Origin of the sequence: Vibrio sp. CAU 1672 (assembly GCF_029223195.1) — a bacterium.
In the GTDB taxonomy this organism is placed as follows: domain Bacteria; phylum Pseudomonadota; class Gammaproteobacteria; order Enterobacterales; family Vibrionaceae; genus Vibrio.
On sequence record NZ_JARHUF010000042.1, the window covers coordinates 1 to 11,379 of the forward strand.

At 49.6% G+C, this 11,379-nt stretch carries 9 protein-coding genes and 1 tRNA gene; 4 read left to right on the forward strand and 6 right to left on the reverse strand.

Going from position 1 to position 11,379, the window contains the following annotated elements:
- Positions 1–245 precede the first annotated feature (245 nt).
- The gene (locus tag P2G85_RS20500) at positions 246–1,046 is read left to right on the forward strand and encodes a hypothetical protein (RefSeq protein ID WP_275865914.1); all 801 of its coding nucleotides are present in this window, start codon (positions 246–248) and stop codon (positions 1,044–1,046) included.
- Here the strand turns inward: P2G85_RS20500 and P2G85_RS20505 are convergent.
- From P2G85_RS20505 to pepA, 5 genes are all read right to left on the reverse strand, one after another.
- Positions 1,041–1,946 carry a bifunctional helix-turn-helix transcriptional regulator/GNAT family N-acetyltransferase gene (locus tag P2G85_RS20505; RefSeq protein ID WP_275865915.1) on the reverse strand — a complete coding sequence of 302 codons (906 nt, stop codon included), beginning with the start codon at positions 1,944–1,946 and terminating at the stop codon, positions 1,041–1,043. The genes P2G85_RS20500 and P2G85_RS20505 overlap by 6 nt on opposite strands.
- Positions 1,947–2,057: 111 nt before the next feature.
- Entirely contained in the window at positions 2,058–2,459 is a 402-nt protein-coding gene (locus tag P2G85_RS20510; protein ID WP_275865916.1) for a DUF2061 domain-containing protein, read from the reverse strand.
- 228 nt (positions 2,460–2,687) lie between these two features.
- The gene (locus P2G85_RS20515) at positions 2,688–5,561 is read right to left on the reverse strand and encodes a valine--tRNA ligase (RefSeq protein WP_275865917.1); all 2,874 of its coding nucleotides are present in this window, start codon (positions 5,559–5,561) and stop codon (positions 2,688–2,690) included.
- 94 nt (positions 5,562–5,655) lie between these two features.
- Positions 5,656–6,105 (reverse strand): DNA polymerase III subunit chi, encoded by a 450-nt coding sequence (locus P2G85_RS20520; RefSeq protein ID WP_275865922.1) that lies wholly within the window; start codon positions 6,103–6,105, stop codon positions 5,656–5,658.
- Between the two features lie 121 nt (positions 6,106–6,226).
- Positions 6,227–7,735, reverse strand: coding sequence for a leucyl aminopeptidase (gene pepA, locus P2G85_RS20525; RefSeq protein ID WP_275865918.1), 1,509 nt, complete (start codon positions 7,733–7,735; stop codon positions 6,227–6,229).
- 200 nt (positions 7,736–7,935) lie between these two features.
- On the opposite strand from pepA, the gene lptF reads away from it, so the two are divergent.
- On the forward strand, positions 7,936–9,036 hold the full coding sequence (gene lptF, locus P2G85_RS20530; protein WP_275865919.1) for an LPS export ABC transporter permease LptF: 1,101 nt from the start codon (positions 7,936–7,938) through the stop codon (positions 9,034–9,036).
- A gap of 3 nt (positions 9,037–9,039) precedes the next feature.
- The gene (gene lptG / locus P2G85_RS20535; RefSeq protein WP_275865920.1) at positions 9,040–10,110 is read left to right on the forward strand and encodes an LPS export ABC transporter permease LptG; all 1,071 of its coding nucleotides are present in this window, start codon (positions 9,040–9,042) and stop codon (positions 10,108–10,110) included.
- 62 nt (positions 10,111–10,172) lie between these two features.
- On the opposite strand, the gene P2G85_RS20540 is transcribed toward lptG, so the two are convergent.
- A complete protein-coding gene (locus P2G85_RS20540) occupies positions 10,173–10,652 on the reverse strand; it encodes an RDD family protein (RefSeq protein WP_275865921.1) in 480 nt (159 codons plus the stop codon).
- 192 nt (positions 10,653–10,844) lie between these two features.
- Here P2G85_RS20540 and P2G85_RS20545 point away from each other — a divergent pair.
- Positions 10,845–10,929, forward strand: a tRNA-Leu gene (locus P2G85_RS20545).
- Positions 10,930–11,379: the final 450 nt, after the last annotated feature.

Here is an 11,379-nt window from a genome sequence, read left to right on the forward strand (position 1 = left end):
GAGTTTTACCCTGCCGGAGAGAAGAGAAAGAAGCTACCCAAGAGCAGTAAAGAAAAGGCCTAGTCGCTATGCGACTAGGCCTCCAAAAAAGCGTTAAGTTATCTTAACTTACATGCATTAAGCTTTATGCTGGCTTTTTTTATGGCTGCTTATGGCCAGTGGCAGCTAAAAATCAATAATTCTCATTGAGTTTTAAACTCTGTTTTCACTATAATGCGGGAAAATTGATCTAGCTCAAGGCGCCTATGCAATTATCTCTTGCCGGTTGGTGGCAAATTTCTCCACTGACTGATCTCTCTATTCCCCAAAATGACATCACGTTTCCTGCGCCGTTAAGTCAAGTACTGCCTGAGCAGTTGTCTGAAGCCGCTATCAGCCAGCAAGAATGGCACCTTATGCAAGATATTGAGGTGGATGAAGCCATGCTGGCGTATCCTGCGGTTGAGATGGTGCTGGGCGGGATCGATTATCACGCTGAGGTGCGTTTGAACGGGGTAGCGCTGTTCGATTGCGATGGTACGCAGAGTATCTACAAGCGGGATATCCGCCCCTACATGCAGTTAGGCCGCAATCGGTTTGAGATTTTGTTTCTTGAGGAAGAAGAGGATCTGCTTTTCGATGAAGATAAACCCGAATTGTGTTCGCTTGCTGAGACAGAGTACCAGAAAAGTGATGATCGCATCGGGGTGTGGCAGGCGCCGTATCTGCAGTTTATCCGCCATGTGCGGTTAGATCGTGTGGCGACAGAACAGATCTGGCACCACGGCGGGGGATGTGAATTTAGAGTGGATCTTTATTATCAGACCTTTGCTCCCGGCTTAGTGTCAGCTTCGGTGAAGTTTAACGGTATGACTTACTGCATTCCTATCGATGTGCGTGCCGATCACGCCAGTGTGCTGTTCCAGATCGACGCACCGAAGTATGCCGATCTGAACGATCCCGATCCCCGCGATTTCTATCAGTTAGCCGTAGAGTTAGACGGACAACACCAAGCGTTTTCTGTCGCGCTGAGTCAGGAGCTCTGTGTCAGCCATATGGTGTTATAGCGCCTTCAGCATTACCACTTCACATGCGTCATGCCCTGTTTGGCCAAGCGGGGCCGCTAAATGCTCAAAGCCGAGCTTTTCATACAAACCGATGGCTTCTTTCAGGCACTCGGTTGTTTCTAAATAGCACTGCTGATAACCGAGCTGTTTTGCCAGTTGCAAACTGAGCGCGACGATACGCTTGGCTAAACCATGCCCACGAGTCTGGGGCAAGAAGTACATCTTCTGTAGTTCACACACATCGGGCTCTCCGGCCAGAGGCGCAAAGCCTCCGCCACCGACGATCTCGCCCTGATACTCAATCACCCAATAAGCAGCGCCTTGCTGATCGTAGACCGAATACATGTCGTCGAGTGTCGGATCCGCCACCCCATAGCCTTTATCTGCGGTTAAGCCATACTCTGCCGAGACTCTACGGATCACTTCTGCCACTTGCGGGTTATCCGCTTTGCTGAGAGGACGCAGTACGAATTCATCCGCCTGGCAGACTCTGGTGAGCCCTTTCAGGTAGGTTTCTAATCCCAGCTTTAACTGCTCTTGCTCGTTTGCGTCGAGGTTGGCAAGTAGTTGTTCGAAAAAAGCATTTTGCTGTTGGTCGAGCTGCGACAGCGCTTGCTGACCTTGCGCGCTGAGCTCGACTAACTGGCTGCGTTTGTCATTTGGGTTTTCGATGCTCTCAACCAAGCCAAGCTTGGTAAGCCCTGTGACAGTGCGGCTCGCGTTGGATTTATCCACGTTAAGTTGCTGCGCCAGTTGATTGATGGTGAGCGGCTGCAGCTGGATTTCACCTAACGCATGGGCTTGCACCGGGGTGAGGGTAACCTCGCCGCATTGCTTATCCAGCATGCCAAGCAATCGCACCGCTTGACGCGAGTAGTGTCGGAGTTGACGAGCATTCATTATCACTTACCTCTAAAAAGTTGCGTAGCGCAATTAAATTAATTGCGCAGCGCAACTTTGTCAATGATAAATGTATCTTGGCTCATTCGGAGGCGCGTTAAGCCTGCTTGATTAAGCGTGTTGGTGCAGGCAGAATTGTGGTGCCTGGTTGCTGCCTGATTTACCTAACCATACTTTTTCATGGAAGTAGTAAGCCACGGTGTTCAAGCTTGGTTCCAGCATTGCCATGATCCCACCGACAAACACATCTCCAGTTAGCAAGTAAACCACGGTAAAGGCGACGCTAAAGTGCACGGTTGCAAAGCTGGCGGTTTTTAATTTGGTCATCCACTGACGAGCTTTAAGCGCCGGGACTTTTGCCCAAGCCTTTTCATGAAAGTAGAAAGCGACGGTGTTCACTGAAGGCTCAATCATGGCAATTAAACTACCAATTAGAATGTCGCCAGTAAGCACGTAAGCGACACTAAACGCGATAGTAAAATGGAGTGCGGCAAAGGTTAGTGTCTTTTTCATGATAATTACTCAATCGTTGTGTTGTTTCGACAGGTCTATTATTGAGAATTATTATCATTAAAGCTAATGGGCAGTTAGGATTAGTTTGATAGGCAAAAGCTATCAACTTGGCTAGGGAATGGTACTGAAATTAAGAGTTAAGAACCGCAGCTACAAAAAAGGTTGGTCACGAGGACCAACCTTTGTGATTCAGAGTGAGAAGGTTTAACTCTTCTCGTTCACTGAGGCTTAAAGTGCAGCGATGGTAGTCTTCTGCTCTTCCAGCTTAGCCAGTGTCTCTTTGTAGCCTTCAAGCTTCTCACGCTCTTTAGCAACCACTGCTTCAGGTGCTTTCGCGACGAAGCCTTCGTTACCCAGCTTGCCTTCGATACGCTTGATTTCGCCGTGGGTCTTCTTGATTTCGCCATCGAGACGCGCAAGTTCTGCGTCTTTGTCGATCAGACCCGCCATTGGGATCATCAGCTCAGACTTAGCAACCAGTGCTGTGGCACACGCTGGCGTTTCTTCGTCAGCAGCAAGTACGCGTACAGATTCTAGTTTTGCCAGAGACATCAGTACTTGTTTGTTTGCTTCCAGACGCGCTGCGTCTTCTGCGTTTGCAGCTTTCAGCATAACCTCAAGCGGCTTACCCGGGTTGATGTCGTACTCAGCACGCAGGTTACGGATGCTAGTGATGAACGCTTTCACCCATTCGATATCGTCTAGCGCTTCTTGGTTGAAGTTTGCTTCGTCGAATTGAGGCAGTGCTTGCAGCATGATAGTGCTTTCTGATGAATTAGTGCCTTCCACACCATCAATGATTGGCTTGATGCTTTGCCAGATAGTTTCAGTGATGTAAGGGATCACTGGGTGAGCCAGACGTAGAGTCTTCTCAAGAACCGTGATTAGTGTACGACGAGTACCACGTTGTTGCGCTTCAGTACCTTTCCATAGAACTGGTTTAGTTAGCTCCAGGTACCAGTCACAGAATTGGTTCCAGATGAATTCGTACAGCGTGTTAGACGCCATATCCAGACGGTAATTGTCGATATGGTTGTTGAACGCTTTCGCTGCTAGTTCAAACTGAGACTCGATCCACTTGTCCGCTAGTGAGTATTCAATCTCACCACCGTTGAAGCCACAATCCTGCTCTTCTGTGTTCATCATTACGTAACGGCTGGCGTTCCATAGTTTGTTACAGAAGTTACGGTAACCTTCAAGACGCTTCATATCCCAGTTGATATCGCGACCTGTTGATGCCATTGCTGCAAGTGTGAAACGCAGTGCGTCTGTACCGTATGCTTCGATACCGTTTTCAAACGTCTTACGAGTGTTCTTCTCGATCTTCTTCGCTAGCTGAGGCTGCATCATGTTGCCACAACGCTTCTCAACCAGAGACTCCAGGTCGATACCATCGATCATGTCGATTGGGTCAAGTACGTTACCTTTCGACTTCGACATCTTGTCGCCGTTTTCGTCACGGATCAGGCCAGTAACGTAAACTGTCTTAAATGGTACTTGTGGTTTGCCGTTTTCGTCTTTGACGAAGTGCATGGTCATCATGATCATGCGCGCAACCCAGAAGAAGATGATGTCGAAACCAGTAACCAGTACGTCTGAAGGGTGGAATACTTTCAGATCGTCGGTTTGCTCTGGCCAGCCTTGAGTACCGAACGTCCATAGTGCAGAAGAGAACCAGGTATCCAGTACGTCTTCGTCCTGGTGCAGTTCAATCACTGATTCCAGGTTGTTGTTCTTACGAACTTCTTCTTCGTCACGACCAACGTAAACATTGCCCTGGTTGTCGTACCAGGCTGGGATGCGGTGACCCCACCATAGCTGACGAGAGATACACCAGTCTTGAACGTCACGCATCCAAGAGAAGTACATGTTCTCGTATTGCTTAGGCACAAACTGGATGTCGCCGTTTTCTACTGCTTCAACCGCTGTTTTCGCCAGAGGCGCAGTACGTACGTACCATTGGTCAGTCAGCATTGGTTCGATGACCACGCCACCACGGTCGCCGTAAGGAACTTGTAGATCGTGATCTTTCACTTCTTCAAGCAGGCCTAGCTCGTCGAATTCAGCAACGATAGCTTTACGCGCCGCGAAACGCTCCATACCGTGGTACTTAGCTGGTAGCTCTGTGCTGTAAGTGTCGCTTGCTTCGCCGTTGGTGTTGAAGACTTCAGCCGCGTCACGGATGTTGGCGTCGAAAGTCAGAATGTTGATCATAGGTAGCTGGTGGCGCTTACCTACTTCGTAGTCGTTGAAGTCGTGCGCAGGTGTGATTTTCACACAGCCAGTGCCTTTTTCCATATCGGCGTGTTCATCGCCCACGATTGGGATGCGACGATCAACGACAGGCAGGATGATTTCTTTACCGATCAGATCTTTGTAACGAGGATCTTCTGGGTTAACCGCAACACCGGTATCGCCTAGCATGGTTTCTGGACGAGTGGTTGCAACAACGATGTAGTCTTTGCCATCTGCGGTTTTAACGCCATCTGCTAGCGGGTAGCGGAAGTGCCACATGTTGCCTTTGGTGTCTTTGTTCTCTACTTCCAGATCTGAAATCGCGGTGTGCAGCTTTGGATCCCAGTTAACCAGACGCTTGCCGCGGTAGATCAGGTCGTCTTCGTACAGACGTACGAACACTTCTTGCACGGCGTTAGACAGACCATCGTCCATTGTGAAGCGCTCACGATCCCAGTCTACCGATGCGCCAAGACGACGAAGCTGCTTAGTGATAGTGCCGCCAGACTCGCCTTTCCATTCCCAGATTTTGTCGATGAAAGCTTCACGACCGTAATCGTGTTTAGTTTTGCCTTCTTCTGCAGCGATCTTACGCTCAACAACCATCTGAGTGGCGATACCTGCGTGGTCAGTACCGACTTGCCAAAGGGTGTTTTTGCCCTTCATACGCTCACAACGGATAAGCGTATCCATGATCGTATCTTGGAACGCGTGGCCCATGTGCAGGCTACCAGTGACGTTCGGTGGCGGGATCATGATGCTGTATGATTCTTTAGTGGTGTCACCGTGTGGCTTGAAGTAGCCTTTCTCTTCCCAAGTCTGATACAGAGCTTGTTCGATTGAAGTTGGGTTGTATGTCTTTTCCATAGCGCTCTTTAATGGATACGTTGATGGTTGAAATCTAAGTCAATCTTTATAAGTGAACTCTCTGGGTGGAGAGCTTAACTATAAGGATTGACCGTTACGGGTATTGAATCTCGATCGTTTGTAGCTGATAGCCAGCCTGACGGTAGATTTTATACCTTTCTCTTGCGAGCTGTTTAGCTTTTTCTTCGCAAGGGACGAAGTCTACCACTTCGGCAAACTTGTTCGCAAAGGTTGTCTCATTTTCCTCCAAATTAATTACCAGTTGCCGGTTCCACGATGGCTTCACGCCGTTGTGGCCAATCTCAATACTGGTGGCGTATTTCGGCCCTTCGCCGACCAGGTTATGGGCAATAAACTGCTCTGGTTCGACTTGCCAGAACAGTTCGGCTAACTGCTCGGCATCGCTTTTAGCATTGCCATTGATGTACACCTTGGCCCCTTGTCTGGCAAAGTGTTGCGCCAAAAAGACCACATAGTGCTGTAAGCCTTGCGGCTCAGCTTGCGGGCTGTCTGGCCTGACAATGTAAAATGTTGCGTTGCTCATCATGAACTCTCTCGGTGCCGGATTGCTGTTCACGTTAACCTAAAAGCGTGAACAAGACTACGGCGCGTAAAACTTGAGATATTAAAAAAGGGCCTTGCGGCCCTTTTCGTTTACTCAGAAATTATTCTTCTGACTCTTGGCCGCTGCGGTTCAAAAGGAATTGGACGAGCATTGAGACAGGACGGCCGGTTGAGCCTTTTGCTGCGCCAGACTTCCACGCAGTACCTGCGACATCAATATGTGCCCAGTTGTACTTTTTGGCAAATTTCGACAGGAAACAGCCAGCGGTAATGGTTCCGCCAGGGCGGCCGCCAATGTTTGCCATATCGGCAAACGGGCTCTTTAACTGTTCGTGGTATTCATCAGCCATCGGCAGACGCCACGCGCGGTCACTGGCTTGCTCTGATGCGTTGATCAGTTCATGAGCCAGAGGGTTGTGGTTGGCCAGCACACCACTGATATGGTGGCCTAACGCAATTACACAGGCACCGGTCAGCGTTGCCACGTCAACCACACAGTCTGGTTCGAAGCGTTCAACGTAAGTCAGCGCATCACACAGCACCAGACGACCTTCTGCATCGGTGTTAAGCACTTCTACCGTCTGGCCTGACATGGTGGTCAGAATGTCGCCCGGGCGGTAAGCATTGCTACCCGGCATATTTTCACAGCCAGCCAGTATGCCGATGACGTTAATTGGCAGGTTCAGCTTCGCCAGTGCTTTCATGGTGCCGAAAACTGAGGCTGCACCGCACATGTCGTACTTCATCTCGTCCATGGCTTCGCCCGGCTTGAGTGAGATACCACCTGAGTCGAACGTCAGGCCTTTACCGACCAAAACAATCGGTTTGGCTTCGGATTCCGGATTACCTTTGTATTCGATAACCGACATCATCGATTCATTTTTTGAGCCGCGGCCGACAGCAAGGTAGGAGGTCATGCCCAGCTTTTCCATCTCCTGCTCACCAATGATCTTGGTGGTGACGGTTTCGTAATCATCTGCCAGGCGGCGCGCCTGAGAAGCCAGGTATGCAGGGTTAGCCACGTTTGGTGGCATGTTGCCCAGATCTTTGGACGCTTTGACACCCGAGGCAATCGCCAGACCGTGGGTAATGGCTTTTTCACCCAGGCTCAGTTCACGGCGGGTTGGTACGTTGAATACCAGTTTACGCAGCGGACGACGCGTTTCAGGCTTTACGCTTTTGAATTGATTGAAGGTGTACAGGCCGTCTTTGGTTGCTTCAACTGCCTGACGGACTTTCCAGTAGGTGTCGCGACCTTTTACATGCAGCTCAGTGAGGAAACACACCGCCTCCATTGAGCCGGTTTCGTTTAGTGTACTGATGGTTTTCTGAATGATCTCTTTATACTGGCGTTCGCCAAGTTCTCGTTCTTTACCACAACCAACCAGCAGAACACGTTCTGACAGCACTCCCGGTACCTGATGCAGCAACAGCATTTGACCAGGCTTACCTTCTAAATCACCACGGCGAAGTAATGAACTGATGTAGCCGTCACTGATTTTATCTAGTTGCTCGGCTACAGGAGAAAGGCGACGTGGTTCAAACACGCCAACAACGATACAAGCACTACGTTGTTTCTCTGGGCTGCCACTTTTTACACTGAACTCCATGCGTACTCCTACATCCTGAAGACAAATTGCTCTAAATGTTAGATAATGATCGCTTACTTGTTGAATACTAGTCTAGGTCTGACCTTTAGACAGGATAAAGCAGCTAACATCTAGTTTATAAGTTTTAAAAAAATAAAAGGTTCAACGGGAAACTATAGTGATTCGACCAAAAAAACAAGTTTTGTATAGGTAATTTCAGCGTGATTATTGTTAGATATTTGATCCGCGAAACACTCAAGAGTCAATTTGCGATCTTTTTCGTACTTTTTCTGGTGTTTTTAAGCCAAAAATTTATCAGTGTGCTTGCTGACGCTTCCGACGGCGATATTCCCGCCGGATTGATATTTTCTATCGTTGGGCTAAATATGCCGGCGATGGGCTTACTGATGCTGCCATTGAGTCTGTATATCGGGATCCTGATCACTTTTGGCCGTCTTTATGCCGAAAGTGAAATTGTAGTAATGAATGCCACCGGCATCGGCAACAAGTTCCTGGTTCAGGCTGCCTTGTATCTGGCGTTAATTACTTCGGGAGTCGCAGCGTTCAATACTTTGTGGTTATCGCCCTGGTCGCAAGACAGGGTGGAGCAGTTACTTGAGCAGGTGGCGGCGGAAAACAGTGTCGATTTACTGAAAAAAGGCCAGTTTCAGGGGACACCGGACGGTTCGTCGGTGGTGTTCATTGATGACATTCAGGACAGTACATTAAAAAATGTGTTTGTAGCACAGATGCGCCCGCGTGATTCGATCCTACCCAGCGTGATGTTTTCCTCTTCCGGAGATGTGAAAGAGCTCTCGGATGGCCGGCAGATCATTACCATGCAAAATGGTACCCGCTATGAAGGGGTACCGACCCGGGTGGAATACATGATCACTAAGTTTGAACAATACGAGGGGGTGATTGGCCAGCGCGAGGTGAAACACAAAGGCCGTGACTGGGAGGCGTATCCGACCATCGATTTGATTGGCCACCCGAGCGCGGAAGCGCAGGCGGAACTGCAGTGGCGTATTTCTCTGTTTGTCTGTATTCCGCTGCTGACCATGCTGGTGATCCCGCTGTCGGCGGTGAACCCGCGTCAGGGCCGTTTTGCCAAAATGGGGCCGGCAATCCTCATTTACCTGGCGTACTTTCTCGCCATCAGTGCGACCAAGTCTGCCCTGGAAGACGGGGCAATACCGGTGGCAGTAGGCATGTGGCCAATCAACGCGATGCTGCTTATCGTTGCGGTCATGGCGAATATGATGGACAGTGTTCCGGTGAGAAAAATCAAAGAAAAACTGCGTAAGAAGAGGCTCGCGTAAGCTGTGTTTAAAATCTTAGACCTTTATATCGGTAGAACCATCATTTCTACTTCAGCTTTAGTGCTGGCCACTTTTGTCGGGCTTTCCGGCATCATCAAGTACGTTGAGCAGCTGCGCAAAGTCGGCCGCGGGGCGTATGATCTGATGCATGCGCTGTATTTTGTAGTGTTGAGTATTCCGCGTGACATCGAAATGTTCTTCCCGATGGCCGCCTTGCTGGGCGCGCTGATTGGCCTGGGGATGTTAGCATCAAGCTCCGAGCTGGTGGTGATGCAGGCGGCGGGTTTTTCCAAGCTGGATATCGGCTTGTCAGTATTGAAAACTGCCGTACCATTAATGCTGATCGTGATGACGCTGGGCCAGTGGGGCGCGCCGGAAGCACAAAAGATGGCTCGGGATCTGCGCGCGTTTGCCTTATCCGGCGGGAGCATTGTTTCGGTCCGGGCCGGTGTCTGGGCACGTGATGGCAGTGATTTTATTTTTATTGGTAAGGTCGAAGACGATAAACTCTACGCGCTGAATATGTGGCGGTTTGATGACGACAAGAACCTGCAGTCGGTGATTTTTGCCGAAGAAGTGGATTACCAGCAAGACAATCACTGGCTGATGCGAAACGTGCAGATCACCGATATGCAGAATGACAGCGTGATCGCCAAATATGAGCTGGAGCAGCAAGTATGGGACACCTCTTTGGCCCCCGACAAGCTCGCAGTGGTGACGGTCAAGCCTGAAGAGCTCTCGTTAAGTGGCCTGTATGATTATGTGACATATCTGAAAGCCTCTGAGCAAGATGCCTCCCGTTACGAGCTGGCCTTCTGGCGTAAGCTGAGCCAGCCAGTTTCGATTGCGGTAATGATGCTGATGGCACTGTCATTTGTGTTTGGCCCGCTGCGCAGTGTCACCATGGGGGCACGGGTGCTGTCCGGGGTGGTGGCCGGTTTTACCTTCTACATTTCCAGTGAGTTTTTTGGCCCGCTGACTCTGGTTTATGGCATTCCCCCGGTCTTCGGGGCGGTTGCGCCAAGCCTGGTGTTCCTGGTGATTGCCGTAGCGCTGCTGCGCAGAAAGCTATAAAGGCTAAAAGAGCATAAAAAAGAAAAAGGGTTGTCATATAACAACCCTTTTTTTGTGGGTGCCTATTTGGCTTTAGGCAGCACCACCACTTCGGTTTTGGCCCAGATATCATGGAAGCCACGCTTTTTCGGGTCTAACAGCACGGCAAAATTGGCCAGTCCAAATCCGGAGGTGGCCAGACGGATCAGCGCTTGGGTCACCGTGATCGGTCCGCCATCTTCAGCATTGCGTACCTGCAACTTCCAGGCTCGCATGCCCAATGTTTGCCCGGCCCGGGTCCAGAAATAAACAAAGAAGTAAATCCATACTACTGCCAGATATAAAGTAAACAGCGGGCTCCAAAGTGGATGTTTACCTAACATATCGGCCGCATCGGTATATTCTCCGTAGCTGAGTAAGCCGGCGGCATTGAGCGCAAACACCACCGCCATGACGATACCGGCCGCCATCATTTCGATCGCGATCACGATCAGGGTGTCATAAATCAAAGCCGCGAGGCGGCGGAACAAACCGGCGGGTGGAAGAGGAGTTGAAGTCGTCATGTCAGTATCACTTACCAGAAAAATTTTGCGTCAGGATATCGATTCCCTTCTCTGCTGAAAAGAGACTTGGCGCACAGCCTGCTTATTTATGGCGAAATTATCAGCAAACAGTCGTTATTTAAGGTTTTTCTGCTTGCGCAGGGCAATAGCTTACGTATAATGCCAACCATCAAAGGGCAGCTGCCCAGAGATGCCGGTGTGGTGAAATTGGTATACACGACGGATTCAAAATCCGTTGCCTTCGGGCGTGGCGGTTCAAGTCCGCCCACCGGTACCATACATAGAAAGGTCGCTTTTATAGCGGCCTTTCGTCGTTTTAGGCTCTTGAAAATGTTCGACTTTTCAGGTGCTTACCTCAATACTCCCTTTCTTGTTATCGACGCTTTTCTCGCACCATTGACCTTCCTTTATTAGCACTAAAATTTCTCCCATGGTCCATATATGGTTCATCGCATGACGATTCTGTGCGCAAGGGAATCCTAGTAAATCCGACAAATGCTAAAAGCTGCCATCTCGCAAGCCAGTATTAACAAGGGCTCTGAGCTACCAGAACCATGGTACGACCATGGTACGACCATGGTGACTTTACGGTGCTATGAGGTTATGATCCGCACCAGCAGTTTTGGACACCGAGTTAAGTGAGTACAATCACTAACGAGGTGAAGCATGACAAGCAAGAAAAAACGTATTATCCATTCTCCTGAATTTAAAGCAGAAGCACTGAAGC

What these genes read in the sequence shown, in the direction of transcription:
- P2G85_RS20500 (WP_275865914.1), top strand. Translation starts at nt 246, where the DNA reads ATGCAATTATCTCTTGCCGGTTGGTGGCAAATTTCTCCACTGACTGAT.
- P2G85_RS20505 (WP_275865915.1), bottom strand. Translation starts at nt 1,946, where the DNA reads ATGAATGCTCGTCAACTCCGACACTACTCGCGTCAAGCGGTGCGATTG.
- P2G85_RS20510 (WP_275865916.1), bottom strand. Translation starts at nt 2,459, where the DNA reads ATGAAAAAGACACTAACCTTTGCCGCACTCCATTTTACTATCGCGTTT.
- P2G85_RS20515 (WP_275865917.1), bottom strand. Translation starts at nt 5,561, where the DNA reads ATGGAAAAGACATACAACCCAACTTCAATCGAACAAGCTCTGTATCAG.
- P2G85_RS20520 (WP_275865922.1), bottom strand. Translation starts at nt 6,105, where the DNA reads ATGAGCAACGCAACATTTTACATTGTCAGGCCAGACAGCCCGCAAGCT.
- pepA (WP_275865918.1), bottom strand. Translation starts at nt 7,735, where the DNA reads ATGGAGTTCAGTGTAAAAAGTGGCAGCCCAGAGAAACAACGTAGTGCT.
- P2G85_RS20540 (WP_275865921.1), bottom strand. Translation starts at nt 10,652, where the DNA reads ATGACGACTTCAACTCCTCTTCCACCCGCCGGTTTGTTCCGCCGCCTC.